The organism is Lysinibacillus agricola, from assembly GCF_016638705.1.
Taxonomy (GTDB): domain Bacteria; phylum Bacillota; class Bacilli; order Bacillales_A; family Planococcaceae; genus Lysinibacillus; species Lysinibacillus agricola.
In genome coordinates this window covers 662,470-688,744 of record NZ_CP067341.1, presented here as the reverse complement: position 1 = coordinate 688,744, position 26,275 = coordinate 662,470, and the positions used below count along the sequence as shown (strand labels likewise).

Annotated in this window: 24 protein-coding genes and 1 pseudogene; 11 read left to right on the top strand and 14 right to left on the bottom strand. The window is 37.9% G+C overall.

Features of this window, described 5'->3' with window-relative positions:
- Positions 1-669 (top strand): class A sortase, encoded by a 669-nt coding sequence (locus tag FJQ98_RS03315; protein ID WP_053595449.1) that lies wholly within the window; start codon positions 1-3, stop codon positions 667-669.
- Between the two features lie 51 nt (positions 670-720).
- On the opposite strand, the gene FJQ98_RS03310 is transcribed toward FJQ98_RS03315, so the two are convergent.
- Together FJQ98_RS03310 and FJQ98_RS03305 are read right to left on the bottom strand one after the other, a co-directional pair.
- On the bottom strand, positions 721-5,949 hold the full coding sequence (locus tag FJQ98_RS03310) for a collagen binding domain-containing protein (RefSeq protein WP_201406620.1): 5,229 nt from the start codon (positions 5,947-5,949) through the stop codon (positions 721-723).
- A gap of 501 nt (positions 5,950-6,450) precedes the next feature.
- Positions 6,451-7,824 carry an HD domain-containing protein gene (locus tag FJQ98_RS03305; protein WP_246494276.1) on the bottom strand — a complete coding sequence of 458 codons (1,374 nt, stop codon included), beginning with the start codon at positions 7,822-7,824 and terminating at the stop codon, positions 6,451-6,453.
- Between the two features lie 148 nt (positions 7,825-7,972).
- Here FJQ98_RS03305 and FJQ98_RS03300 point away from each other — a divergent pair, with 148 nt between their 5' ends.
- Positions 7,973-8,281, top strand: coding sequence for a hypothetical protein (locus tag FJQ98_RS03300; RefSeq protein ID WP_201406619.1), 309 nt, complete (start codon positions 7,973-7,975; stop codon positions 8,279-8,281).
- 740 nt (positions 8,282-9,021) lie between these two features.
- Here FJQ98_RS03300 and FJQ98_RS03295 read toward each other — a convergent pair.
- A complete protein-coding gene (locus tag FJQ98_RS03295; protein WP_049667962.1) occupies positions 9,022-9,246 on the bottom strand; it encodes a YuzB family protein in 225 nt (74 codons plus the stop codon).
- Positions 9,247-9,696: 450 nt separating this feature from the next.
- On the opposite strand from FJQ98_RS03295, the gene FJQ98_RS03290 reads away from it, so the two are divergent.
- Entirely contained in the window at positions 9,697-10,347 is a 651-nt protein-coding gene (locus FJQ98_RS03290) for an RsfA family transcriptional regulator (protein ID WP_053595446.1), read from the top strand.
- Positions 10,348-10,390: 43 nt separating this feature from the next.
- Here FJQ98_RS03290 and lipL read toward each other — a convergent pair whose 3' ends face one another.
- Positions 10,391-11,224: an octanoyl-[GcvH]:protein N-octanoyltransferase gene (gene lipL, locus FJQ98_RS03285; protein ID WP_053595445.1), complete on the bottom strand. Its 834-nt coding sequence runs from the start codon at positions 11,222-11,224 to the stop codon at positions 10,391-10,393.
- 157 nt (positions 11,225-11,381) lie between these two features.
- Between lipL and hemQ the strand changes: the two genes are divergently transcribed.
- The gene (gene hemQ / locus FJQ98_RS03280) at positions 11,382-12,131 is read left to right on the top strand and encodes a hydrogen peroxide-dependent heme synthase (RefSeq protein ID WP_053595444.1); all 750 of its coding nucleotides are present in this window, start codon (positions 11,382-11,384) and stop codon (positions 12,129-12,131) included.
- A gap of 533 nt (positions 12,132-12,664) precedes the next feature.
- On the opposite strand, the gene FJQ98_RS26515 is transcribed toward hemQ, so the two are convergent.
- A complete protein-coding gene (locus FJQ98_RS26515) occupies positions 12,665-12,835 on the bottom strand; it encodes a hypothetical protein (RefSeq protein ID WP_220443509.1) in 171 nt (56 codons plus the stop codon).
- A 236-nt stretch (positions 12,836-13,071) separates the two neighbouring features.
- Between FJQ98_RS26515 and FJQ98_RS03275 the strand changes: the two genes are divergently transcribed.
- Complete coding sequence (locus FJQ98_RS03275; RefSeq protein WP_082340160.1) at positions 13,072-13,497, top strand: cell wall hydrolase; 426 nt, start codon at positions 13,072-13,074, stop codon at positions 13,495-13,497.
- 21 nt (positions 13,498-13,518) lie between these two features.
- On the top strand, positions 13,519-13,860 hold the full coding sequence (gerQ, locus tag FJQ98_RS03270) for a spore coat protein GerQ (RefSeq protein WP_082340155.1): 342 nt from the start codon (positions 13,519-13,521) through the stop codon (positions 13,858-13,860).
- Between the two features lie 185 nt (positions 13,861-14,045).
- On the opposite strand, the gene FJQ98_RS03265 is transcribed toward gerQ, so the two are convergent.
- The 5 genes from FJQ98_RS03265 to FJQ98_RS03245 all read right to left on the bottom strand — a co-directional run bounded on the left by FJQ98_RS03265 (position 14,046) and on the right by FJQ98_RS03245 (position 17,054).
- Positions 14,046-15,224 (bottom strand): M20 family metallopeptidase, encoded by a 1,179-nt coding sequence (locus FJQ98_RS03265; protein WP_053595442.1) that lies wholly within the window; start codon positions 15,222-15,224, stop codon positions 14,046-14,048.
- A 230-nt stretch (positions 15,225-15,454) separates the two neighbouring features.
- Positions 15,455-15,835 carry a DUF423 domain-containing protein gene (locus tag FJQ98_RS03260; protein WP_053595441.1) on the bottom strand — a complete coding sequence of 127 codons (381 nt, stop codon included), beginning with the start codon at positions 15,833-15,835 and terminating at the stop codon, positions 15,455-15,457.
- 20 nt (positions 15,836-15,855) lie between these two features.
- Positions 15,856-16,122 carry a YwdI family protein gene (locus FJQ98_RS03255; protein ID WP_053595440.1) on the bottom strand — a complete coding sequence of 89 codons (267 nt, stop codon included), beginning with the start codon at positions 16,120-16,122 and terminating at the stop codon, positions 15,856-15,858.
- Positions 16,122-16,298, bottom strand: coding sequence for a hypothetical protein (locus FJQ98_RS03250; RefSeq protein WP_053595439.1), 177 nt, complete (start codon positions 16,296-16,298; stop codon positions 16,122-16,124). Before FJQ98_RS03250 ends, FJQ98_RS03255 begins: the two co-directional genes overlap by 1 nt.
- 78 nt (positions 16,299-16,376) lie before the next feature.
- A complete protein-coding gene (locus FJQ98_RS03245; RefSeq protein ID WP_053595438.1) occupies positions 16,377-17,054 on the bottom strand; it encodes a uracil-DNA glycosylase in 678 nt (225 codons plus the stop codon).
- Between the two features lie 174 nt (positions 17,055-17,228).
- Between FJQ98_RS03245 and thiD the strand changes: the two are divergent.
- Positions 17,229-18,058 (top strand): annotated as a pseudogene (gene thiD / locus FJQ98_RS03240) (bifunctional hydroxymethylpyrimidine kinase/phosphomethylpyrimidine kinase).
- Between the two features lie 215 nt (positions 18,059-18,273).
- On the opposite strand, the gene FJQ98_RS03235 reads toward thiD, so the two are convergent.
- Positions 18,274-18,825 carry an acyl-CoA thioesterase gene (locus FJQ98_RS03235; protein WP_053595437.1) on the bottom strand — a complete coding sequence of 184 codons (552 nt, stop codon included), beginning with the start codon at positions 18,823-18,825 and terminating at the stop codon, positions 18,274-18,276.
- 182 nt (positions 18,826-19,007) lie between these two features.
- On the opposite strand from FJQ98_RS03235, the gene FJQ98_RS03230 reads away from it, so the two are divergent.
- Positions 19,008-19,343, top strand: a complete 336-nt coding sequence (locus FJQ98_RS03230) for a hypothetical protein (protein ID WP_241774587.1) — start codon at positions 19,008-19,010, stop codon at positions 19,341-19,343.
- 732 nt (positions 19,344-20,075) lie between these two features.
- Here the strand turns inward: FJQ98_RS03230 and FJQ98_RS03225 are convergent.
- Positions 20,076-20,438, bottom strand: a complete 363-nt coding sequence (locus tag FJQ98_RS03225; protein ID WP_053595436.1) for a DUF779 domain-containing protein — start codon at positions 20,436-20,438, stop codon at positions 20,076-20,078.
- Between the two features lie 21 nt (positions 20,439-20,459).
- Positions 20,460-21,980, bottom strand: coding sequence for an acetaldehyde dehydrogenase ExaC (gene exaC, locus FJQ98_RS03220; protein ID WP_053595435.1), 1,521 nt, complete (start codon positions 21,978-21,980; stop codon positions 20,460-20,462).
- A 280-nt stretch (positions 21,981-22,260) separates the two neighbouring features.
- On the opposite strand from exaC, the gene FJQ98_RS03215 reads away from it, so the two are divergent.
- Together FJQ98_RS03215 and bshB2 are read left to right on the top strand one after the other, a co-directional pair.
- Positions 22,261-22,611, top strand: coding sequence for a YojF family protein (locus FJQ98_RS03215; protein ID WP_053484519.1), 351 nt, complete (start codon positions 22,261-22,263; stop codon positions 22,609-22,611).
- Positions 22,612-22,624: 13 nt separating this feature from the next.
- On the top strand, positions 22,625-23,314 hold the full coding sequence (bshB2, locus tag FJQ98_RS03210; protein ID WP_053595434.1) for a bacillithiol biosynthesis deacetylase BshB2: 690 nt from the start codon (positions 22,625-22,627) through the stop codon (positions 23,312-23,314).
- A 234-nt stretch (positions 23,315-23,548) separates the two neighbouring features.
- On the opposite strand, the gene FJQ98_RS03205 is transcribed toward bshB2, so the two are convergent.
- On the bottom strand, positions 23,549-24,292 hold the full coding sequence (locus FJQ98_RS03205) for a TerC family protein (RefSeq protein ID WP_053595433.1): 744 nt from the start codon (positions 24,290-24,292) through the stop codon (positions 23,549-23,551).
- Positions 24,293-24,782: 490 nt separating this feature from the next.
- On the opposite strand from FJQ98_RS03205, the gene ilvA reads away from it, so the two are divergent.
- Positions 24,783-26,045, top strand: a complete 1,263-nt coding sequence (gene ilvA, locus FJQ98_RS03200) for a threonine ammonia-lyase IlvA (RefSeq protein ID WP_053595432.1) — start codon at positions 24,783-24,785, stop codon at positions 26,043-26,045.
- Positions 26,046-26,275: the final 230 nt, after the last annotated feature.

The following is a 26,275-nucleotide window of genomic DNA, read 5'->3' as shown; positions in this document are numbered from 1 at the left end:
ATGAAAAAATTTAAACTGACACTACTCATTTGTATGCTCATCATTGGCCTCTTACTTATTTTTATTAATCCCATTCAAAATGCACTTATCGCCCATTTGAGTAACCTATTAAATACAACTGATTACAGCGCAGAAGATATTAAAAAGAACAACAATGCGGATGCCGACTTCGAATTTGAAGCAGTGCAATCCCTATCCATTGCGGAAGTTTTAAAAGCTCAAACAACGGCAAATAAAATGCCTGTCATTGGTAATATCGTTGTTCCTAGTGTTGATATGAAACTTCCCATCGTTAAAGGAGTCGGAAACGCCTCCCTTGCCGTTGGAGCAGGCACCATGAAGCCTAATCAAAAGCTTGGACAAGGAAACTACGCATTAGCAGGACATTACTTTGAGAAAACAGATATTTTATTTAGCCCCTTATACAAGGCGAGCATAGGAGATACGATTTATTTAACAGATTTAACGAATATTTATGAGTACAAAATAACGACTAAGGAAATCATCTCTGCAACAGATGTTTATGTTATCGATGATATCCCTGATAAAACTGTTTTAACCCTCGTTACATGCGCTGATAAGGGTACAAAGAGACTTGGTATTCAAGCTGATTTTGTCGAGCAATATCCATTTGAAGAAGCACCTGCAAAGCTATCAGAAGCTTTTTAGTATATGAAAAACCCCAAGATTTTTATGATCTTGGGGTTTTCTTATTGAAAATTATTTCACTTCCGTATTGCGACGACGCAATAAGAATAACGCACCTAGAACGAGCGCTACACCAATTAGTGTAAGAGCTGTTTGATTTGCTCCATCTGTTTGTGGTAGTTTGCCTTTCGCCTTTAATTGAGCTTCCAATTTTTCAGCGTCTGCTTTGATTTTGTCAATATCAAGAGATTTTGCTACTTCTGCCTGTTCCTCTTTTGATAAGCTGTTGTACTTATTGAGGAAATCCTTATACGCATCTAATGTGTTCGTATTTGTTGTAGAAGAATTATATGGCGGTAAGTTTGTCCCTTGATCAATGACTTCTTGTACAGATGGTTTTCCAGGATTTGTTGGATTTTTTGGATCTGTTGTTGAGTTACCTGGCTTTTCTGGATCAACTGGCTTTCCTGGACCAACCGGTTTTTCTGGTTCTGGTGTTGGTTTTTCTGGATCAACTGGTTTCTCCGGATCTGGATTTGGTTTGTTTGGATCAACCGGTTTCTCCGGATCTGGATTTGGTTTGTTTGGATCAACTGGTTTCTCCGGATCTGGTGTTGGTTTTTCTGGAACAACTGGTTTTTCTGGATCAGGCGTCCAGCCACCGCCATCTCCGCCTCCACCTGTTGATGAAGGTTTAACTGTTGCAGAGCATGTATCTTTTACAGTAAATGAGCCAATTAAACTATTTCCTTCATATACATAGTACGTACCTTGTTTAATAGCTTTATCTGGTAATACAACCGTTCCTGCAATACTAGTTGTGAGAACTCCATTGTCGTCTGCACCTTTAACAATATTACCTTTAGCATCTTTTATTGTTATCTTTGCATTCGCATTAGGCGTTCCAAATTTAGTTAGTACTGTTAATGTAAATGTAGGACAAGCAGGTGCTGCTGATATTTCTGCTTCACAATTAACTGAATATTTAACTGTAATTTGACCAATAAATAGGTCTCCTTGATATACATCGTACACACCTGAAGGAATATTTTCAGATGGAATAGTAATTTGACCTAATTCATTTGTTGTTTTGTTTGTAGCAATAGTTGCTCCTGTTTTATCTTTGATTGTGATGTTGCTTACATTAGGACGTGGATTGCCATTTTCATCCTTCACTGTTACTGTGAATAGGTCACATTTTGGTGCTGGTTGAACTGATTTTTCACATTCGATATTGGTTTGGAAGGTACCAATTTTTTCACCATCCACTTCAACTGTATAAGTACCTGGTTCTAAATCAGTTAATTCAATAACGCCTGTCTTAGTTGTTGTGTTAATGATTTCCTTCTCTTCAATATCTTTAACAACAATTATTGTAGTGTCATCAGTAATTTTATTACCATCCACATCTTTCACAGTTAATTCAAACTTTTCGCATCTTGGTAATTGTTTAACGATAAATTCATGCCCACATTTTTCTTTGTACGTTAAAGTTACTGTACCCAAGAACTGGTTACCTTCGTACACCGTATACTCACCTGGTTTTACGCCATTTTCAGGATTATTTTTGTTAGATTCAAAAATAAACTTACCTGACGCATCAGATGATATCTTTACTTCTGTTGTATCTGATTTTAACGTTAACTCTTTAATATTTGTACGGATATTTCCTTCTTCATCTTCAACCACGATTGTGAAGTTTTCGCACTTAGGTGCTGGTTGAATTACATCTTTACATTTACCATCGTATTTCACTGTAACGCTACCTAGATCACCTTCAACTGAATGAATTACTGTATACTCACCAGCTGTGAAATTATTAGGTAATGTAACTTTGCCATTTGTTACTGTATATGGTGCTGTTTCTAAACCATTTTTATCTATTAATGTAACTGTGCCTGATGTAATTGACTTACCATCAATATCATTGATAGTAATTTCAAATTGTGTACACGCACTACCTACTATTGGTGTTGTATTTACAAGTTGCATTACTAAATCTGGATTACGATCTAGTGTAGTATCTTCATCTAACTTAAATGGATAATCTCCCATTTTATCGTAGCCAATTGGTGCTGCTACTTCACGAATGAAATAATCGTTGTACGCTACATTATCAAATGTAAATTCACCATTCTCATTTGTCGTAGCCGTTTTAATGATATATTCATTCGTTGCTGTCTTTTTAATAAGTTGGAATGTAACATCAGCTAAATTTTCTTTGAATTGACCTGTAGCTGAATCAATACCAACTTTTGTGAATTTTGCGCTACCTCGTGTTGAAGTAAAGCTAGATTCTGAGCTACTAAAGTTAAAGTTACCATTAAACTTGTCTTCAGTTTGTTGGTTAGCCATTGTTTGACCAGTATAATTCAATGTTGCTGTGTTTATCAAAGAATCCTTAAACTTACCAAAGCCTACTGTTTCATACTGTACTTGATAGCCCTTATTAATTAGGTCAGGGAATACTATGCTAAAGCCACCTACTGTATCAAACGTTACAGTCAATCCTAATTGCTCAGGTGTTTGCCAAGCCCCATTCGTAATACCTGTTGGAGTTACCGTATATGGTGCTATTTTAATGTTATTCTCTAATAACATTAAGTTGTCACCTGGTAGGTCTGTTAATGTTACTTCTTTACCTAAATCAGAATGAGATTTATTTACATCTAACGTCCAAGTAATTAATTCTTTAGCCGCATCTTGAGTTGGTGTATTTTTCGTAATTAAATTATTCGCAACATCTCCATCAATTATTACTGGAGTTGAATCAAGTGTAAACTCTTGAGTACCATTTGTTTTAAATGTGGCACCATTCGTATAAACATTTCCTTCTTCTTTTTTATTATCTGAACCGATACCAAGAATTTTATCATCATCCATTGTTTTATAACGAACAACGTATGCTTTGTTGTTTATTTCTTCTGATAAAGACTTGAATGTTAGGGTAAAGCCTTTATCAGATTCGTCACTAACATCATAATAATCTGAAGAAATCGGTTTTGTTCCAATTGTCCCACCTGTATCACTACCACCTAAATTAGTTAAAGGTAGTACTTCAATTGTTCCTCGTACATACTTATGTCCATCTCCAACTGTATCAACTAATACGGCCCCATTAATATCTTTTTTATTAATATTAACTTTTACATCCCATGTAAATTCCTGTGTTACGTAATCGAACTTACCTGATTTACTACCGTTGTTAACTGTAGTTGTATCCGGAACATACTTATCTGTATCAGTTTTTTCGTATGTTTCTTTACCACTTGTCCACTTTGTAGTAGCTTTATTACCATAACCTTGATTCTGTACTACACCATTATCATCAATTGCGAAGCTTGTTTGATAAGTTATAGTTGCTGTTTCACCTGAAGGCACGTTAATATCTGTGATTGTAAAGCCTTTTTCAATAAGGGTATAATTTGCATCTGTACCGTTAAGCTTTACAGAATTAGCTATTAACTCATGTTTACCATCTGCATCATCTGCTGTAAATGTATCAGTTAATGTTAGGTTGTTAATCGGTTTTTTAGGATTGTCAGATTTAATCTCAATCGTCCATGTAATGACTTTTTTATCAAAGTCAACTTTATGTGATTTTTCTAGTAAATTCTCAGTTAGTTCATACGACTTATTATTCGTTTTACCTGAACCGCTTGTCACGCTGTTCTTAAATGGACCATCTTCTGTTTCATAGAAATCTTGTTTATTGTAATTCGCATCATAAACAATTGTATATGCATCTAAAATAGCACTATCAAATGTTAGTGTGAAGGTTTTAGCATCTCCATCAATAGTAAAGCCTGTTTTAACCTCTTCACCTTGCGACACTTCATTAACTACATTTCCAGTTGCATCATTCATTTTATATACTTTGATGCTTGATGTGTCAATTTCGTGAGGGCCTGTAATTGTATCAGTTATCTTTGCATTATCTTTACCGATATTTAACAGGTTATGGTTGTAATCAATACGCCACTCTGTTTTATAGTTTGTATTGCTGACTAACTTTTTTTCTAGCGCTTTACCATACGTAATTGTATGAGTAGCTTGTTTAGAAGTTTCACTTTGCCCATTATTAGTAAATGTAACTGTGTTATTGAATTTAACTTCACCATCACGCTTATCAGAATCTAATGATACTGCCGTTTTATACGTAATTTTATATGCGTATTTACCAGTTAACTTACTTTCAATATTTCCCCAGTCACCATTTTCAATAACCTGAGTTCCATTGCCTGTTTGATTTTTCACACCATTTAAACCAACTTCATATTGATAAACATTAACAGAATTAGCCACAATTTCATGTGATGGTGAACCTGCTAGCGGAGTTGGATTATCTATTAGTTTTGGATTATTTAACGTTTTACCAGCTTCGTTAACCCAAACTTGCCATTCCATCTCATGGTTACCGCTTGCTGTTGGTGTAGGAGTACCTACTTCTGACTTGCTTACTGTTTTATTGCTAGTTGATGGCAAGAAAGTAAATTTAGCTTTAATTGTATCACTACCACCAGTGACTGCTGGAATTTCCAGTTCTTGCTCAATTTCATCAGATAGATTATTAAATTCAGAATTGAATGTAATTGTCAATTCTTCTGGTTGAGAACTCGCTGATTCTGGTGTCATACCATTTAACTCTACACGTACTTTATTATCAGTAGTTGTATAAGTATATGTGATACCGTCAACTGTTCTACTACCATTAAATTTTTCATCAAAGTCAATTAATGATTTTGGTAATTGGAATTCAAACCAGCTACCGTCTCCCCACGCTTCTTCTTGATCATTTTGCATAGGGACAGAGAATTTAATAGTAAAGTTTGCTAATGTATCTTTAGGTAACTCTGTACCAAAACCACCATTTTCAACTGTTTTACCATTAATTTTCATTTCAAATGATGTTAAAGTAGCGGGAATTTGTTGAGCAGCTAATTCCTCCTTATTCAACGGCAATATCACCGAGTCATCATTTGTTGTTTCTTCACCTTCACTATCCTCGTCTACATCTTTACTTATTTCTTCTCCTATATCGCTTTCAGGAGATTGATTAGTACTTTCCTCTTCATTTGTATCACTAGCATTACCGCTAGATTCTTCGTCCCCGCTATCTGTGTCAGGTTGTTCAGTGTCAACTTGTTGTCCCATGTCAGCTTGTTGTTCAGTTACTTCTGATTGTTCCGACGGTGTTGAAGAAATGTCTTCACTCGCAAACACTGAAATCGGTGATAGTACGGTTTGGAATACGAGTAGCATTAAGATTATTGCTATGTTTAATTTTTTTAATTTTTGCATGTTTCTCTCCTTTTCTAAGTTCAGAGAGATACCTGTTGATGTTTGCTGACGACGTTGCATCTTTTCGTAGTGTCGGAAAGTATGCCACAAACACAAGGTTGGTCCCTCTTTTCTTCATTTAGCTTGTCGTCATAAATGAATACATTCTATTGAGTACTCACGAATAGGTAATCATGATGACTTATGTATGTGAGATGTACAATTTGCATGTATCCATAGTACTTTTGTGACGCCTTTAATAATAGACCTCACCCCCTTTAGGGTTTTAGTCTTATTATAAAAAAGACTACTGAACAAATTCTAAACAATTCCAGACTTTTTATTTACACAATTCAAAAAAATTCTATATTATTTCCACATCATTAATCTTTATACAACGACAAAAAAACAGTAAAAATCACTCAAATAGAGCACTTTTACTGTTTTTCATCATAGGTATGTTGGAAAGCTATTCATTTTACTTATTTTATATACATGTTTTATACATGGAAAATTTTTTATTTAATTTTTCCCACGTCCATATAGCAAGGTTAATATTTGTTGCTTCACATCGGAATGGGTACTGTTGTCCTCTAAGAATTCTAGTGGGAAATACACTTTATGATCTCGCTTCATGCGGCCAGAAATAGAATCCACAATAATAGATTCACGAGATAGCTCTTTTAGCTCTCCATTTTTCATTTCTAGGAAAATAGGAACGCGTACTTCTTCCTCCCCTGGGCGGTAAAAATCATAAGGTAAATCTGCCGTCGTATCATGGACAAGATAATATTCTGGATTTAAATCTGCTTGCTTGAAGAGCTCTTGAAGCTTTTGATATTTGTCTAGCTCTACACCTGGATCTAAATCGATGTACTGAAATAGCTTTCGATTGACGAAACGGCGACTTAAGTCACTCAAAATAGTATCTTCCTCTTGCATCCAAAGCTGAAAATATGTAAAAAGAATACTCTCATCTAATGCAAGATAGTCCTCAAGCGTAATGGAGTTGCGGAAAAATGCTAAAAAGTGTGTAGGCTCGTGCTTAAACTTGTAGCCAGCTATGCTTAATTGCTTAGCGCGTTTTAAAATATTATTTAAAATAACCTCCGCACTGCGAGATACTGGGTGGAAATAAATTTGTAGGTACATTTGATAGCGGCTCATTATATAATCCTCTACCGCATGCATGCCTGTCGCCTTAATAACGACCTGATTTTTTCGTGGGCGCATCACTCTTAAAATACGTTCCATATCAAAATGGCCATAGCTTACGCCAGTGAAATATGCATCGCGCTGTAGGTAATCCATACGATCAGCGTCGATTTGACTAGATATTAAACTGACAACCTGCTTATTTGGATATGTTTTTTCAATTACCTGTGATACTTTCTCGGGGAAATCAGCCGATACTTTTTTTAATACTGCATTCACTTCTGTATCGCCGACCAAAATTTGTCTTGTGTAAAATTCATGATCAAGCTCAAAGACATTTTCAAAAGCATGCGAAAATGGCCCATGCCCTAAATCGTGTAATAGGGCTGCACAAAGCACAAGAAGTCGTTCATCCTCATCCCATTCAGGACGACCTGCAAATATATCATCTACTATGCGGCGTACAATTTCGTACACACCAAGTGAGTGACTAAAGCGGCTATGCTCTGCTCCATGGAATACTAAAAACGTTGTACCGAGCTGGCGAATTCGGCGTAATCGCTGAAATTCTCTCGTCCCAACTAAATCCCAAATCACTTGATCCCGTACATGCACATAGCGATGCACTGGGTCCTTGAATACTTTTTCCTCTTGTAATTTAGCTTTTGCATAGTGTGTCAATTGTACAGCACCCCCGTTTCCTATTTGTTCTATTATATGCGATAAATGTAGGACTAGCATACATATTTCACTTTAATTATAGAGACTATCAACCTAACTCAATGTATTCTCGCCTTAATTTAGGATTCTATTGACCTAATTTCCAGGTTCATCATCAAAACGTGGGGTTGATTTCCGTTCCGACTGAGCGCTTTCCCGGGGGCGTCCGATGAGTCGCTTCGCTTCGCTGATTCTATCCTTCGCTTTGTCTCTTCTTTCCGTCGCTTCGTTGATTCTATCCTTCGCTTTGTCTCTGCTTTCCGTCGCTTCGTTGACTATTCGTCGCTTTGCCTCTTCTTTCCGTCGCTTCGATGGTTCTATCCGTCGCTTTGCCTTTTCTTTTCGGCGCTTCAATGACTATCCGTCGCTTTGTCTCTGCTTTCTACCGATCGTTGATTCTATCCGTCGCTTTGACCCTTCTTTCCGTCGCTTCGTTGACTTTCCGTCGCTTTGTCTCTGCTTTCCGTCACTTCGTTGATTCTATCCGTCGCTTTGACCCTTCTTTCCGTCGTTTTGCCTCTTCTTTCCGTCACTTCGTTCGTTCTATCCTTCGCTTTGCCCCTTCTTTCCGTCGCTTCGTTCGTTCTATCCTTCGCTTTGCCCCTTCTTTCCGTCGCTTCGTTAACTATCCTTCGCTTTGACTCTTCTATCCGTCACTTCGTTGATTCTATCCGTCGCTTTGACCCTTCTTTCCGTCGCTTCGTTGACTTTCCGTCGTTTTGCCTCTTCTTTCCGTCACTTCGTTCGTTCTATCCTTCGCTTTGCCCCTTCTTTCCGTCGCTTCGTTAACTATCCTTCGCTTTGACTCTTCTATCCGTCGCTTCGTTAACTATCCTTCGCTTTGACTCTTCTATCCGTCGCTTCGTTGACTTTCCGTCGATTTGACTCTTCTTTCCGTCACTTCGTTCGTTCTATCCTTCGTTTTGCCCCTTCTATTCGTCGCTTCGTTGGTTCTATCCGTCACTTTGTCTCTTCTTTTCGCCGCTTCAATGACTATCCGTCGCTTTGACTCTTCTTTCCAGCGCTTCGTTGATTCTATCCGTCACTTTGACCCTTCTTTCCGTCGCTTCGTTGACTATCCTTCGCTTTGACTCTTCTTTCCGTCGCTTCGTTGATTCTATCCGCCACTTTGCCTCTTCTTTCCGTAGATATTAAACTCTACAAAAAAAAACAAAAACTATCTTCAACTAGACTAGTGAAGATAGCATTTTGTTTAACTTATTTCTTTAACTTTGCTAAAACCTTTTCCATTAGTTCTTCTTCCGTTAGTGCAGCAACAGGGCGGCTATTTACAAAGGTAAATGTTTTTTTACGACCTGGGCCACAGTAAGAATGACAGCCAATTTCGATGGTTGCATCAGGATCGATTTCCTTTAATTTTGGAATTAACGTTTTTAAGTTAACGGCCTGACATTCATCGCAAACTTTAAATTCGTTTGCCATTTTGTCAACAACCCTTTCTATTTAGTATTTTTTTAACTTCTTTCAGCAAATGTCTTTTGTAGCTAAAGCAAAGCGTCAGCTACAAAAGTCTCCCACCTCTATAGGTGGTGAGATGAATGCGGTTTTAAATCACTTTTCAGCGGGTGTCCAAACATCCGCTGAAATAAAGGAACTCAGTCTAAGAACGCCACGTCCTGTGGCAACGACTGAGTGACCAACATCGTGTTGGCCTAAAGCCTCCGGCGGATGTCTAAAAATCGCTTCTATTGAACGTATGATCTTCACATATTTAAGTATGTAGCATACGTACAAACCTACATCCGGTATTGTATCGCACTTTTCACCTTGTATTCAAGCAAAATTCCTTCCACATAGATGAATAAAAGGTTAAAAGATTGGTCATGCTAGTTGTAAATAAAAAGTTCCAAATAAAGGTGGGAGGATTTTAATATGAGTAAAGTAAGACAAGATGCTTGGTTAGAAGAAAACGATGAATTATTAGCAGAGGCGGTAATTCGCCATGTAACGGAGGGTAGTACCCAGTTAAATGCCTTTGAAGAAGCTGGTGATGCTTTAAACCGTACTGCTGCTGCATGTGGTTTCCGTTGGAATGCTGTCGTTCGCAAAGAATTCGAGGAGCAATTAGCAGAAGCCAAAAAAGAAAGAAAAGAAAGAATGCGAGTGTTGGGAGCTCCAGCTAGACGCCGTGCTTCTAGTATGTTTACAGTCAATAATAGTGGCGCAGAAGGCAGATCAATTCCTCTATCTGCATTATCTCTTGATATTGTCATAGCCTATTTATTACGTTTACAGCACTCTGGTGAAGTAGGCAATGAGTCTTCAAAATGGAGACAGCTAGTGCACGTAACATCTGAGAAAAATAAAAAACTAGAGAAGACAATTACTCAGCTAGAAGAGGAAAATAGAGCTATTCGAAAAGATTACGAGCAATTTGTACAAATTATGAACCGTGCTAGACGACTAGTAACACTAGATGAAGAGGAAGAACGAGTTGCACCTGTTTTTAAAATGGAGAAAAACGGAAATCTTGTTGTAAGTAGTACTCCTTTTCAACAAGAAAATGGCGATGTGCTTAGTTAGCAGCATCGCTTTTTCTTTGGTCAATAATTATAGAAACCATCTATCACTTTAGTTCAAGCATTTTCGTATTCCGTTCTAAAATACGTTGTAAATAGAACCCATATAGCGTTAATTCTTCATCATGAAAAGACTCAACTCGAATTTCTTCTGCCATATTGTTAAGAAGTTGCTGTAAGCGAATAACAACATCTTCCACTGTTAACGATGCATCAACAAGTTCTGCTAGTGACGCCATCACATCAGGGACAATGTTAGGATACGTAAATTTTGTTTCTTCTCCTCTTAGACTTTCCTCATAAAAGTCACGAATGAGTGCTGCTCGGTCTGAACCGCTTCCTTCAATACATAAATAAATTTGTACTGCTACCCCTTGGCGTAAGCGTCTCTGAGAAATACCAGCAAACTTCTTTCCTTCAATACTTAAATCATAGGAGCCTGGGCAATAGGAACCTACAATTTCATAGGCTTCAATTTGATCCGCTACTTCAGGGAATAATCCCTTTACTAGAGCTACCATTACATCATAGCCATCATTAATGCTTAGCGCATCCGTTTGCTCAGATAAAACAATGGATATATTCAGTACGCCTTCATCAAGGACAACGGCTAGTCCGCCTGAATTACGCACAATGGGATGATAGCCACGTGTATTGAGCAAGTCCATACCCTGCTGCACATATGGTAAACGGTGATCCTGAATACCGAGCACAACAGATGCATCATGCACCCATGTACGAATAGTTGGTGGAGAGGCTAATTGTCCAACTAGCTGACATAAAGTATCGTCTGTTGCAAAGGATTCAAGTGGCGATCTTTGCTTCGCGCTAATGGATTGATCGTAAAAACGCCAAATCGGCTGTTGTAAAATACTTTTCATGAATGGTACTCCTCTATTTACATCTCTTCTCTTTAGAATACATTATCTATGGAAGGTGTCAAATTCGTGAAATGCAATCATGAACTTAGGGATTTTGTACAAACTATGATAAACTAAAATTTGAATGTTATTCACTTATAAAGGAGTGTTTTAAATAATGAATGAAGCAGCAATTACTTTAGATGGTTGGTACACTTTACATGATTTTCGCTCAATCGACTGGGCTTCATGGAAACTAGTTTCTGCTGAGGAACGCCAAGCAGCAGTTGAAGAATTCATTGCTTATTTAGAAAAATTAAATGAGGCTGATGTCGCTAAAACAGGTGCTCATGCATTTTACGCAATCGTTGGTCAAAAAGCTGACTTTATGATTATGACATTACGTGAAACAATGGAAGAGCTACAAGAGCTTGAAGCTGAATTTAATAAATTAGCGATTGCTGATTTTACAATTCCTACATATTCATATGTATCTGTTGTGGAGCTTTCTAACTATTTAGCAGGCGATTCAGACGAAGATCCATACCAAAATCCACATGTGCGTGCTCGTCTATACCCTGAACTTCCACGTGCTAAGCATGTTTGCTTCTACCCAATGGATAAGCGTCGTCAAGGCGATGATAATTGGTATATGCTTTCAATGGACGAACGCAAATCTCTAATGCGTTCTCACGGTATGATTGGTCGTGGCTATGCTGGTAAAGTTAAACAAATTATTACTGGTTCTGTTGGCTTCGATGATCATGAATGGGGCGTAACACTATTCGCAGATGACGTACTACAATTCAAAAAATTAGTATATGAAATGCGTTTTGATGAAGTTTCAGCTCGCTACGGTGAGTTCGGTGCATTCTTCGTTGGTAACCTTCTTGATCAAGAAAAACTAGTGAAATTCTTAACTGTCTAATCCAATATATAAAAATGCGAGTCCATACTAGCGGACTCGCATTTTTTAGAATTCGTTTTCTTCGCTGTTCTCTGATTCCAATATTAAAATAATTATATGAATAAAAAAACCAGTTAGAATCATAAGGAAAACTAAATACCAATTATATGGCTGATGGTAGTATTCTGCTATACCAATGGCCATGAATGCACTTATGATAATTGCTACAAACATACCAAAAATACGCATTGTAACACTCCTTCATGAAAGACAAAAATAATTTTCCATGTTAGTATGCCACAGTTTATTTTCAATATACTTGCAAAACATAAAAATTTAGCTATTTAATCATAAAAAGTTAACAAAAAAAAAAAAGCGCCATCCACTACGAAGGGCACTGAAAAACTAAAGAAATTCATTTTTATATTACAAATCTGTCTTTTATTGGATTTAGAAACTTAAAAAAGTCGATTTGCATCACATTTTTTGTGGCAAATCGACTTTTTCAGTGCCATCCACTACGATGACACTTTCTTATATGGCTGCATTGTACCTCAAGACCTTTCATCCTTAACTTTCAAAATTAATATAATCGTATTGATAAAAAAACCTATAACGATTATTAATATAAAGAGATACCAATGGAGAGGCTGTCCGTAAAAACTCCCCACCAAAAATGCCAGCACAGCACTCAACAAAATACCAACCCAAACACCAAACTCCATTCCCTGTCACCTCACATGTATTCAATACACATGCAATTTTCAATCTCACATTCCCCAATATATTTTCTATTCTCTATTTACCCATTCTTTCTAAAAATTATATAAAGGATTTTCTCCTCTTTTACAAACTACTCGTCATTATTAATATATGCTCAGCATTTTTATAATGTGAATTTCTTTCATCAAAATTGAACATGTCTACAATACCTTCATGCATATACTGTCTGCGAGGAGGAATGAAAATCGCTGTTATAAAGACGAATGATGCACAAACATCCCTATTAGCAAGGCTTATGCGCGCCGAGGCAGAAGGCGATGGAGATTTAGGTATGCTGATGGTCGGCAATGTTGGCGTCAATCGTGTACGAGCAGATTGTTTAGATTTTACTGATGTTCGGACAATTGAACAAATGGTTTTTCAGCGTCCTGGAGGCTTTGAAGCAACAACACAAGGCTACTTTTTTCAACGAGCACGTGATCAAGACGTTAGATTAGCAAGGAGAGTTATTCAAGGTGAAAGATTCCATCCAGCAACTCGTTCGCTATGGTTTTTCAGACCTGGGGGAGATTGTCCTGCACAATGGTACGGTCAATGGAACACGGGAAGATTCAAAGCGCATTGCTTTTTCTCGCCAACTGAAGAAGATTGTCCTCAAATCTAAAAGAAAGAAGGTTGAAAATTTATGATGCCTTATTATTGGACACCGACAACGCAACAACAAATGCCTCCACAGGTAATGCCTCCACAGACGACTGGAGCACGACCACCTGGACGGGAGCAATCGTATATTGAAAATATTTTGCGTTTGAATCGCGGAAAACCCGCTACCTTCCATTTTTCCTTCGAGCACGCGGTTGAGCAAGGCAAAAACACGAAAACTGTGCGAGGCGTTGTAGAAGCTGCTGGTCGAGACCATGTTATTTTACGTGAACTCAAATCGAATCATCGTTTCCTATTCCCAATGATTTACTTTGATTTTGCTGAATATGATGAGGAAATGTCTTATTTTAACCAAAATCCATAATTGAAATGGGCTAACTCAAAGTTCTCAAAACAATAACTAATATATAAACCACCATACAAATGGTTCATAGGAGTCTACGTGGATATTTGCCCTTAGATCAAAAAAATCGGCATGTTAGGATAACCTCCTAGCATGCCAATTTTTACTTTAAGCTCAAGCCTTACAGTACGTCAAATGGGGACTTACTATTGATTTTCTTGTAAATACTGCAATGTTGCTTTTCCTAATGTTTTGGCAGCAATCAACATTGCACGCTCATCAAAGTCAAAGCGTACATGATGATGAGGATATGCCACTTCCCACTCTGGCTTTTTGGCACCTGTGAAGAAAAATGTACCTGGTACATTCTCTAAATAATACGCAAAGTCCTCACCAATCATAAATGGTGGGCACGTTATAATATTTTCTACTCCTGGTACATCTGCTGCAAGCTGTGCAATAAATTCTGTTTCTTTCACATGGTTGTAAACAGGTGGATAGCCTCTTGTATACCGATACTCATAGCTTGCGCCAAAAGCTAGACAAGTGGCATTTAATACTGCCTCAAGCTCTTGCTCCATCTGTCTGCGCACCTGCTCCTCAAAAGTACGTACCGTTCCCGCTAGTACTACTCGTTCAGCAATGACATTGAAAGGATTAATCGCCTCAAAATGACCAATTGTTAAAACGGCTGATTTTAAGGGATCAATGCGTCGAGATATAAGCTGCTGTGCATTGACAACAAACTGTGAAGCAAGGGCAACAGCATCAATAGAATGATGAGGCTCCGCACCATGACCACCTTTGCCTTGAATCGTAATTTCCACTTTATCCGCAGCAGCCATAATGGCTCCATCTCTCACCAAAATATCTCCCAGTGGCGTTGGTGCCCATAAATGTGTACCAAAAATAACGTCTACCCCATCTAGACAGCCATCTTCAATCATAGGCTTTGCTCCACCTGGTGCAATCTCTTCCGCATGCTGATGAATAAATACCACATTACCTGCAATCTCATCCTTTATTGCATTGAGTGCCTTAGCAAGCCCAAGTAATGTTGCAGTATGACCATCATGTCCGCATGCATGCATTTTACCCTCTATTTTTGACTTATAAGGAATATCGTTTTCTTCTTGAATCGCTAACGCATCAAAATCAGCACGCAATGCTACCGTTTTACCTGGCTTCCCACCACGTAATGTCGCAACAACACCACGCTCGCCTACATGTTCACGAACCTCATGTCCTAACGCTTGATGAAAAGCAGCTACATACGCCGGTGTCTCCACTTCCTCAAAGGATAATTCCGGATATTCATGTAAATGACGACGAATCGCTACCATTTCATCATAGTTATTATCTAGTAAAGTAAACAGCTTCTCCATATCACAAACCTCACTTTCTTTTGTCGAACTCATTTGGTAATAATAGTGTACTATAAATCCCTACAAAGACAATAGGATTAAAAACTATTATTCTCTATGTATTATATTGTTAGTTCGGAAGATAAATTCTCTTTATTATTACTAGTGGTTACCTGAGAAGCCTATTAAAACAACAAAAACTCCCTTACATATAATGTAAAAGAGTATCTTTGTAGGAATTCTAAATTTTATTATCGAGCATGTTTAAGGGCTGATACTATAATTAAAATCCATCCAGCTAAAAATAGCACACCACCAATTGGTGTAATAGCGCCTAGAACTTTAATACCGCTGATTGCCAGTACATACAAGCTTCCTGAAAAGAAGACAATACCGAGGTTAAAAAAGATGCCGGCTAGATTTAACTGCTTCACCTCACCTAGTAGTTTAGAGCTCATCAATAAGCCAATTATAAGTAAACCAGTGGCATGAAACATTTGGTACTGAACTGCTGTTTCCCAAATCCCCTGACCATAATCGTCTAGAATTTCTTTTAAAGCATGTGCACCGAATGCACCGAATGCCACTGCTAAAAAACCGTGGAGTGCACCTGTCACGATAAATTTTTTCATGTCATTTTTCCTACCTTTGGTTAAAAGTCAAAAATTGAATCACCATTTGCCCCGTCTTCTTCTTCAATTTTTGCAGTATATAAACTTGATTGCTTCGGCTCTGATACCAGCATTTGTGGCAAATGTTTTGACTGCGTTTTAGCAATGCCGTCAGGTGAGTCTAATACCACATCACATAATGCTCGAATTGCTGTTAAGGCTTCACGAATTTGCGGTTCGTTTCCAGCATTTTTGACACCAGATAATTGTTTTTCAAGTTGTTGAATAACGGCTTGATAAGGAATCATTACGCTCTCCCACTTTCTGCTTTTGGCACAAATTTTAGACATTCCGTGCCAGAGGATTGTTTAACGACAACGGATGGTATTTGCTTTGTTTTAAAGCCATACGCTACACAGGCCCGTGGAGTTTGTGGGTCCCATGTTACTTTAAAATATTGACAGTTGAAACAATTTACCTTCATCGTTGCCCCTCACTTTCTTCTATTATTAACTGTAACACGAAACGATGAGTGCATAAAGAAAACGATTTGTGCCAATCTCTAAGCTAGGCACCAATCAATTGGCTGCTCTCCCCATTCCATTAGCTGTGCATTGATCTTCGAATATGGTTTACTACCAAAAAAACCTCGATAGGCACTAAGAGGACTTGGATGAGGTGCTTCTAAAATGAAATGTGGCGTTGCGTATTTACGAATTAATTGTTTTTTTCGCTGTGCTGGTTTACCCCAAAGCACAAATATAATTGGTTTGTCCCGTGATGCTAATTTATCAATTACAGCATCCGTAAATTGCTCCCATCCTTGTTCTTTATGAGAATGCGCCTGGCCTGCTCGAACCGTTAATACAGTGTTCAATAGCATTACACCCTGTTGCGCCCATTTTGTTAATGTTCCGTTTTGAGGGATTGGACAGCCAAGATCATCCTGTAACTCTTGTAGCATATTTCGCAAGCTTGGTGGATTTGGGATTCCTGGCATGACCGAAAAACTTAATCCATGTGCTTGGTTTGGTCCATGATAAGGGTCCTGACCTAAAATTACGACATTTACATCCTGATAAGCTGTCGTATAAAATGCATTCATTATGTCATTCATTGGTGGATAAATTGTTTGTGTTGAATATTCAAGTGCTACAAATTGACGTAGCTTTTTATAGTATGGTTTTTCTATTTCTTCTGCAAGTACTGCTTGCCAATCATTCGGGAATACTTGTTTCATCGTAATATAAGCCCCTTTCTTCTCCTATAACGGTACAAAAAAATAATGTTGAATTCAAGCATTAGTTAAGACTGACATTATAAAAATATCGTATTGTGACTATTTTTATAGAATCAGAATAGGACTATACTAGATGGTAATTTTAAAACTTCATCTACAAAGGAGATCTATCACATGGCTCTTAAAAAAACTTTAACAATTGCTGGTTCAGACACATCAGGCGGCGCAGGTATGCAAGCCGATCTTAAAACTTTTCAAGAACACGGAACATATGGCATGGTGGCATTAACGGTTGTCGTAACAATGGATCCAAACGGCTGGACACATAACGTAACATCATTACCAACAGAGCTTTTACAAAAACAAATCGATACTGCTCTTTCAACAGGCATTGACGCAATAAAAACTGGCATGCTGTCAACTGAAGAAATCATTTCTATCGCTGGTGACGCTATCGCAAAGTCTGGCACTACAAATGTTGTCATCGATCCTGTAATGGTATGTAAGGGAGAAGATGAAGTATTGAACCCCGGTAACACAGATGCGATGATTCAACATCTTTTACCATTAGCAGCAGTAACAACACCAAATCTATTTGAGGCTGGACAATTAGCTGGAACTGGAACACCAAAGACAATCGAAGAGATGAAAATAGCAGCTCGTAAAATTCATGAGCTAGGTGCTAAAGCTGTTGTGATTAAAGGTGGAAAAGCGTTAGCTACTGAAAATGCAAGTGACTTATTCTTCGATGGTGAAAATTCTATTTATTAGAATCTGAAAAAGTCGCTTCTACTTATAATCATGGGGCTGGCTGTACATTTGCTGCTTCGGTGACAGCAAACCTTGCAAATGGTCTTTCAGTGAAAGAAGCTGTTATTGAAGCAAAAGAATTCGTATCTGCTGCAATCGCTCACGGTTGGGCATTAAATGACTATGTAGGACCAGTTATGCACGGTGCAAAATCTCGTTTTGGCGCACCACAAGTAACCGTAACAGAAATTTAACTTCTTTCAGCAAATGTCTTTTGTAACGAAAGCAAAGCGTCAGCTACAGAAGTCTCCCATCTCTAAAGGTGGTGAGATGAATGCGGGTTTAAGTTACTTTTAAGCAAGTTTCCAAACACCTGCTGAAAGAAGTTAAAGCCTCCGCGGATGTCACGCAATTATGCCGAGGCATAATTGATAAAGAGAAGGCATCTGATTAATTTCAGATGCCTCTTTTACATATAGTAGTTCTCCATCATTTCGAGCCGATAATCCCATGGATCGTTCATCGAAATGAATTGAGCCAATGCCTTACTTTCCTTTTTACGCTCTGCACGCGCCTTTGCTCGTTCAGATGCTGTTTCATGGAGTTTTGTCTCTTCTACTGTTTCTGGAATGACAGATGGAACTGGGGCTGGTTTATTATTTTCATCTAATGCAACAAAGGTTAATAATGCTGTTGCCGCTACCTTCCGTTCTCCCGTTTTCAAATTCTCAGAAATGACCTTCACGAAAACCTCCATTGAAGATATCCCAGTCCACGTTACATAAGATTCGAAATATACAGAATCAGTCGGGCGTATTGGATGTAGGAAGTCTACGGAATCCGTTGAGGCTGTCACACAATCTCTACGACTATGCTTAGCAGCTGAAATTGAAGCTACTTGATCGATGTCACTCATTAGTCGGCCGCCAAACAGTGTATTATGATTGTTAATATCATTCGGAAAAACTCGACTTGTACGCATAACTCTAGAATCTTTACAATATTTAAAGTCCTTGTTCACATCTATTCCCCCTAAAAACAACTGTTTATTTCTACTATATTGCTCTATTTTTCCATAAAAATCAAATAAATTATTTGAAAATTAAGAATTTTTATTCCGACTGTGGTTTTTTATTAATTCTCTGGACAAGATACGCTACTACTTCATATACCATATATTAGCTGTATATGGGAGGGAGAAGAATGGCAAGACGTAGACAACAACAAGACCCAAATACAAATACACAAGCAAGTTTCCTAGGTGGTGAAGAAGCAGGTCTCCTAGGAGAAGACATAGGTATCCAAGGTGGAAGTATAACCTCTACCAAAGTAGAATTAATTTCTTCAATGGTTTTGACAATAGGGTATTCACTAGCAACCCTCTCCACCATTTTAGCATTGCAGGAAGAAGAGGCAAATGAACAAGCAAGAACATCCGACGCGCAAAATCAAAGTGTACAATTTAGACAAATGCATAAGCATCTATCACATCTCAACAATCGTCTAGATTCCATTGAACGAAAACTCAACCGATATTAACATACATACCCCCAAAAACCACTAATTATAAAAAGCCGCGATTCTCCGTCATAAAAGAGAATCGCGGCTTTTTTACTATACTATGATAATGAGCTTTCTGTTTTCTTCCCTTATTACAGCTATACATATCAATGTTGAAGGAACGTCATCTATTGTACCAAGATAGAATTCGTTATTACCTAGTTTCCCTTCAACATTTTGAGCTGCCTATCCGTCAGTTAAGGAAGAAATCATGGTCAGTATCTTTTCATTTGTGAAACCGTATACAAAACAAAATGACACACTTTGTACAAATTTGCTTTCACATTCATTATATTGATATATTTCAATAATATTTTCAAGAATATTGCTTGATACATCTCCATAGATTAAAAGATGCAATCAATTATGCCTCGGCATAATTAACGTCCGGATTCGACTTTGTGCTTAGGCCTGCATGAGTCTGTCATTTCGGTAATGCGACAGGACGTGGCGTTCTTAGACTGAGTTCATCTATTTCACTAGGTGTTTGGACATCCACTGAAAAAGTAATTTCCACTTACATTCATCTCACTACCTATAGAGATGGGAGACTTCTGTACCTGTCGCTACGTTTTCGGTACAAAAAACATTTGTAACTGCCGTTTCACTTACGTTACATAAAACATCTGTAGCTGACGCTTTGCTTTCGCTACATAAAACATTTGTAGCTGACGCTTTGCTTTCGCTACATAAAACATCTGCTGAAAGAAATTAAAAGAGCTTTATTACTTCTTCATACTCTTCTGTTGTGAATACTCTAGAGTTCGTAATGAAATGCATATCTTCAACACTATCTAAAGAAAAACTTGCACCTCTGCCCTCAATCGCATGAATAATCAATTGAGTATGCTTAAAATATTCATATTGCGCTCTATGAATGTAAAAAGGAACGTCACCTATTGTACCAAGATAGATATCGTTTTCACCAATTTTAAAATCTCCTTCTACATAACACATCGGTGCAGAGCCATCACAGCAACCCCCAGATTGATAAAACATGATAGCGCCATGTCGACTCTTAATTAGCTCTATCAAATTTAAAGCCTCTTTTGTTGCAATCACTCGTTCTACCATGTTGTTATTCATCCTTTGGTATTAGAAAAATCCTTGTGCTTCTTTTTTGTAGCTCACTAAAAGACATTTAGTTTGTTGGTAGTGATCTAACATCATTGCATGGTTTTCACGACCGATACCAGAAAGTTTGAATCCACCAAATGCAGCACCCGCTGGATATTGATGATAAGTGTTTGTCCACACACGACCAGCTTGAATAGCTCGACCTGCACGGTAAGCAATGTCACCAGAACGTGACCAAACACCAGCACCTAAACCATATTCTGTATCATTTGCAATTTCCATTGCTTCATCGAAATCTTTGAATGTAGTTACGCCAAGCACTGGGCCAAAGATTTCTTCTTGGAAGATTCGCATTTTGTTATGACCTTTGAAAACTGTTGGTTGAATGTAGTTACCTCCAGCAAGGTCGCCTTCAAGAATATTTTCTTCTCCACCTATTAAGCACTCAGCACCCTCTTCTTTACCCAATTGTAAGTAAGAAAGAATTTTTTGCTTTTGTTCATTTGAAGCTTGAGCACCCATCATGACTTCTGTATCTAATGGATTACCAATTTTAATAGCTTTTACGCGTTCTAATGCACGTTCAATGAATTTATCGTAAATGGATTCTTGAACAAGTGCACGTGAAGGACAAGTACAAATTTCGCCTGAGTTTAATGCGAACATCACAAAGCCCTCAATTGCTTTATCTAAATATTCATCATCTGAAGCCATTACGTCCTCAAAGAATACGTTTGGTGATTTACCACCTAGCTCTAACGTTACAGGAATAATATTTTCAGTTGCATATTGCATAATTTGGCGACCAACAGCTGTTGAACCAGTAAAAGCAACTTTTGCAATTCGTTTGTTCGTTGCAAGTGGTTTACCAACTTCAACACCGAAGCCGTTTACAATGTTAAGTACGCCTTTTGGTAGGATGTCTTGAATTGTTTCAATTAACACTAATAATGAAACTGGCGTTTGTTCAGCTGGTTTCATCACGATACAGTTACCTGCTGCAAGTGCAGGAGCGATTTTCCAAGCTGCCATTAAGATTGGAAAGTTCCAAGGTATGATTTGACCAACTACACCTAGTGGCTCTTGGAAGTGGTATGCAACAGTGTCGTTATCTAATTGTGTTGTACGCCCTTCTTGTGCACGGATGACACCTGCAAAATAACGGAAGTGATCAATTGCTAAAGGAATATCTGCGTTTAACGTTTCGCGAACTGCTTTACCATTATCCCATGTTTCTGCAACAGCAATCATTTCTAAGTTTTCTTCAATGCGATCTGCGATTTTATTTAAAATAGATGCACGCTCAGTTGCGCTTGTTTTACCCCATGCATCTTTTGCTGCGTGTGCTGCATCAAGAGCAAGCTCAATATCTTCAGCTGTTGAACGAGCTGCTTTTGTGAAAACTTGACCTGTTACAGGTGTTTTATTTTCAAAGTATTGACCTTTTACTGGAGGAATCCATTCGCCACCGATAAAGTTATCATATTTTTCTTTGAAATTTACTACTGCTCCCGGAGTATTAGGATTTGCATAAATCATAGTATCAATCTCCCCATATTCTATTTATGAAACCGCATACAAATTATAACGACACAATTTATATTAATCTGTTTCACGTGTCCTATATTGATACATTAGAATAGTTTTTTCAAGTAATTAACCCTAGATAAATAGTGAATAATAATTATTTTAAAATAAAGAATTTTCTGTATTTTACTAACAGTATTTATTATTATGTTGGCAACAAAAGCCTTTCAATTTCCCTTTGTGAATTTTTTTTACTATACTTAAAGGAGAAATAATCGAGAGGAGTGTTAAGATGCAAGAAGTACAAGTAAAGACGTTGCAGGAATTATTGAATTCTTTCGCCAACAAAGACGTTTATATTCATCTTGAGACAACGAACGGTTCATATGCAGCACACTTTGATGAGAAATTTTTTAATGCAGGTGCTTTTATTCGCAATGCTAAAATCAACTATGAACTTGCTAAAGTGGTAGATGATTCACCCCATCGTGTCGGATTAAAAATGGCACATGGCTGGGTTTATGCTCAAGGCATCACACATTTTGAATTAGATGATTTAGGCCGTTTATTAATGGCTGGACTAGACTACTCAGGTAAATTGGCGATTGCACTTGAAATTAGTGAAACGCCGTTTACTTACTAAGGGGGACGACTATTTGAATTTACAACCACAACGTCATATTTTAATTGTTTACCCTCACCCAGATGATGAGGCTTTTTCAGTTGCTGGAACAATTGCCTATTATACAAAAAAAATGAATACTCCTGTTACATATGCCTGTTTAACTTTAGGCGAAATGGGGCGTAATTTAGGAAATCCACCTTTTGCGACACGTGAATCCTTGCCAGAAATTCGACGCAAGGAGCTTATTGCAGCAGCAGAGGCAATGGGAATACAAGATTTACGTATGCTTGGCTTCCGTGATAAAACGATTGAATTTGAAAACGATGAAAAAATGGTAAAGCTAGTTGAAGGTTTAATAGAGGAATTAATGCCTTCTCTTATTATTACATTCTTACCTGGCTTTGCAGTGCATCCAGACCATGAGGCAACAGCACGTGCAGTAGTAGAAGCTGTTCGTCGTATGCCAAAAGCTGCACGTCCACAAGTGTTTGGATGTGCCTTTGCAAATGATACAATTGAAAAAAATGGGGAGCCACATGTTGTCATCGATATTAGTGAAATGAAGACGGATAAAATTAAAGCATTACAAGCACATGCATCTCAAACTGCTTGGATGATGCAAGAAACTGAAAAACGCATCGATGACGGTGAGCCAATGAGTGAAAGCTGGCTAAATATTGAAAAGTTCTATATTGTGAATCCTGATCAATATGTAAAATAAGAACAAATGCGCTAAAGCGCTCGTTTACATCCGACAAGCGCTAGAGAGCCCGAAGCAAAAGTAAACGCTCTACCACTTTTGCCCGAGGGATCGAAGCGACCTCGAGGATGTAGCGCTTTAGCCTAGACGCCGACTATGCACTAGGTTATCCACAGGGAAAAAATCTATAGTTTCCTTAACTAGAACAAAACGGTTCTGTTCTCTTTCTTAAATGAGAACAGAACCGTTTTTATATTAAGCGACCCTTAATTTTTTTAAAATATGAACAAAAAAAGTTATAGCAAATACAATAATTAACACGATAAAAAACATATAGTGTGGAACGTGAACACCGATGACGCTAGCTAGCATTTTCAGCGCAATAATACCAATAATAATAAATGCTGTTGCCTCTAGTTCTGGTATTTTTTCAATAATGATTAAAAATAAGCCTGCAATGGTTCTCATCATTAAAATACCTAGCATCCCCCCGATGAGTAATATCCAAATTTGATTGGATATCGCAAAAGCGGCAAAAATCGCGTCAATTGAAAAGGCAATATCCATCAGTTCTACCGAAATAACAGTCGCCCAAAACGTGCCAAAAAGACGAACCATCAGCCCTGTTTTTTTCATTTCCTTGGCGCTATCCTCTTCCCCAATTTGTAAGAAATGGGCGACACATAGCCAACCTAAATACAAAGCTCCTAGCAATTTAATATACCAAAACTCTACCAAATAAACACCTATACCAATAAACAAGAACCTGAAAAAATAGGCACCAAACATACCGTACATTAACGCTCGTTTGCGTTGCTTGTTTGGCAAATGCTTCACTAGCACTGCTAATACAAGTGCGTTATCTGCCGACAGTAAACCTTCTATTATAACTAGTGTTGATATTAACCCCCAAGATACAGGGTCAGTTAAAATTTCTTTCCACATTTCCCAATCGAAAAATTGAATGTATGTAGATAGAATTCCTTGAATGATTTCCAATTACATACCCTCCTACTTGTCCTAAGGTATTCTAGTATATGCTTGACCATTTTCGTTATGAGGAAATGAACGTATCCTTTATTTCTACAAAAAATTCTCGAAAAAATTTAATTATTCTCCGTTATGTAGGTACCTAGATCAATTATGCCTCGGCATAATTGCGTCCAGAATCGACTTTGTGCTTAGGCCTGCACGAAGGCCGACACGATGTCGGTAATGCCACAGGACGTGGCGTTTTTACCGATGCAGGTCAGTTAGCCGTTATCGCATGGATGCGATGATTTTAGGCTAACATCCTCTGTGAACTCCTTTTTCCGATTCCGTGACATCCGCCAGAGGCTTTAACTTCTTTCAGCGGGTGTTTGGACACCCGCTGAAAGAAATTGAAATAGACACCGAAAATTTAGAATTTACTAAAAATTAATAACAAAAAGCTAATAAAATATGCTATCATAGATAAATGTTTTACGTATAACGGAGGATGAATACTATGGAAGTTGCTGACACTAGAACTGTGCAAGTAGAAAATGTCTTAATTGCTCATCATTTCTTAAAAGACGTAGTGGTGCACACGCCGCTACAAAAAAATGACTATTTATCCGAGAAATACGGAGCTAATATTTATTTTAAACGCGAAGATTTACAGCATGTACGCTCATTTAAACTTCGTGGTGCCTACTATAAGATTAAAAAAATTGAAGAAGAGGCTCGCAAAGCTGGCGTTGTTTGTGCAAGTGCAGGCAACCATGCCCAAGGTGTTGCTTACGCCTGTGCACAACTGAAAATTCAAGCAAGCATTTTTATGCCTCAAACAACCCCTAAGCAAAAAATTGATCAAGTGCGTATGTTTGGTCGTGATTATGTGGAAATTATTTTAGCGGGTGATACCTTTGATGATTCTGCGGAAAGTGCATTAGCTTACTGTGAAGAACACGATAAAATCTTTATCCATCCATTTGATGATTTTGATGTCATCGCTGGTCAAGGAACGGTTGCCGTTGAAATTATGAATGACATGGAGGAACCAATCGACTACGTATTTGGTAGTATCGGTGGCGGTGGCTTAATGTCAGGTGTTTCTGCCTACGTGAAAAACCTTTCCCCCAATAGTAAAATTATCGGTGCAGAGCCTGCTGGGGCAGGTAGCATGAAGGCTGCATTTGCAGAAGGCGGCGCAGTGGCACTTGATTGGATTGACAAGTTCGTAGATGGTGCTGCAGTAAAATGTGTCGGTAATCACACGTACAATGTTTGTCGCCGCTATTTAGACGACATTGTACTAGTACCAGAAGGAAAAGTATGTACAACGATTTTAGATCTTTATAATAAACACGCCATTATCGCAGAGCCTGCCGGAGCATTATCTGTAGCGGCACTCGATTATTATAAAGAAGAAATAAAAGGAAAATCTGTCGTTATCATCATTAGTGGTGGTAATAATGACATTGGACGTATGCAGGAGATTAAAGAAAAATCTTTAATTCACGAAGGCTTACTATACTACTTCATCGTAAGCTTCCCACAGCGTGCAGGTGCTCTTCGCCAATTCCTCACAAGCGTTCTAGGACCAAATGATGATATAACGACTTTCGAATATACAAAGAAAAACAACAAAGAAAGTGGTCCTGCCCTAGTCGGTATCGAGCTTGGCAATCGTGAAGACTACGAAGGATTACTAGCACGCATGAATGAATTCGGCTTCAAATATAAAGAGGTAAACAACGACATTCAACTATTTGGCTTACTAGTCTAAAATAAAGAGTCACACTTGCTATGTAAGTGTGGCTTTTTTTGTGGGGCTGAGAGGTTTATCGAGACTTTTTTGAGGTTTATCGAAACTTTTTTGAAGTTTATCGAAACTTTTTTGAAGTTTATCGAAACTTTTCTCTTGTTTATCGAGACTTTTCAGCGTTTTATCGACCAACTTTTTAAAAATATCGACATCTACCTTACAAGCGTCACTATCTGACCGCACCGATAGTT

Excerpts from the sequence above, each read along its gene's own strand:
- FJQ98_RS03315 (WP_053595449.1), top strand. The coding sequence starts at position 1 with ATGAAAAAATTTAAACTGACACTACTCATTTGTATGCTCATCATTGGC.
- FJQ98_RS03310 (WP_201406620.1), bottom strand. The coding sequence starts at position 5,949 with ATGCAAAAATTAAAAAAATTAAACATAGCAATAATCTTAATGCTACTC.
- FJQ98_RS03305 (WP_246494276.1), bottom strand. The coding sequence starts at position 7,824 with ATGCTAGTCCTACATTTATCGCATATAATAGAACAAATAGGAAACGGG.
- FJQ98_RS03300 (WP_201406619.1), top strand. The coding sequence starts at position 7,973 with ATGAGTCGCTTCGCTTCGCTGATTCTATCCTTCGCTTTGTCTCTTCTT.
- FJQ98_RS03295 (WP_049667962.1), bottom strand. The coding sequence starts at position 9,246 with ATGGCAAACGAATTTAAAGTTTGCGATGAATGTCAGGCCGTTAACTTA.
- FJQ98_RS03290 (WP_053595446.1), top strand. The coding sequence starts at position 9,697 with ATGAGTAAAGTAAGACAAGATGCTTGGTTAGAAGAAAACGATGAATTA.
- lipL (WP_053595445.1), bottom strand. The coding sequence starts at position 11,224 with ATGAAAAGTATTTTACAACAGCCGATTTGGCGTTTTTACGATCAATCC.
- hemQ (WP_053595444.1), top strand. The coding sequence starts at position 11,382 with ATGAATGAAGCAGCAATTACTTTAGATGGTTGGTACACTTTACATGAT.
- FJQ98_RS26515 (WP_220443509.1), bottom strand. The coding sequence starts at position 12,835 with ATGGAGTTTGGTGTTTGGGTTGGTATTTTGTTGAGTGCTGTGCTGGCA.
- FJQ98_RS03275 (WP_082340160.1), top strand. The coding sequence starts at position 13,072 with ATGAAAATCGCTGTTATAAAGACGAATGATGCACAAACATCCCTATTA.
- gerQ (WP_082340155.1), top strand. The coding sequence starts at position 13,519 with ATGATGCCTTATTATTGGACACCGACAACGCAACAACAAATGCCTCCA.
- FJQ98_RS03265 (WP_053595442.1), bottom strand. The coding sequence starts at position 15,224 with ATGGAGAAGCTGTTTACTTTACTAGATAATAACTATGATGAAATGGTA.
- FJQ98_RS03260 (WP_053595441.1), bottom strand. The coding sequence starts at position 15,835 with ATGAAAAAATTTATCGTGACAGGTGCACTCCACGGTTTTTTAGCAGTG.
- FJQ98_RS03255 (WP_053595440.1), bottom strand. The coding sequence starts at position 16,122 with ATGATTCCTTATCAAGCCGTTATTCAACAACTTGAAAAACAATTATCT.
- FJQ98_RS03250 (WP_053595439.1), bottom strand. The coding sequence starts at position 16,298 with ATGAAGGTAAATTGTTTCAACTGTCAATATTTTAAAGTAACATGGGAC.
- FJQ98_RS03245 (WP_053595438.1), bottom strand. The coding sequence starts at position 17,054 with ATGAAACAAGTATTCCCGAATGATTGGCAAGCAGTACTTGCAGAAGAA.
- FJQ98_RS03230 (WP_241774587.1), top strand. The coding sequence starts at position 19,008 with ATGGCAAGACGTAGACAACAACAAGACCCAAATACAAATACACAAGCA.
- FJQ98_RS03225 (WP_053595436.1), bottom strand. The coding sequence starts at position 20,438 with ATGGTAGAACGAGTGATTGCAACAAAAGAGGCTTTAAATTTGATAGAG.
- exaC (WP_053595435.1), bottom strand. The coding sequence starts at position 21,980 with ATGATTTATGCAAATCCTAATACTCCGGGAGCAGTAGTAAATTTCAAA.
- FJQ98_RS03215 (WP_053484519.1), top strand. The coding sequence starts at position 22,261 with ATGCAAGAAGTACAAGTAAAGACGTTGCAGGAATTATTGAATTCTTTC.
- ilvA (WP_053595432.1), top strand. The coding sequence starts at position 24,783 with ATGGAAGTTGCTGACACTAGAACTGTGCAAGTAGAAAATGTCTTAATT.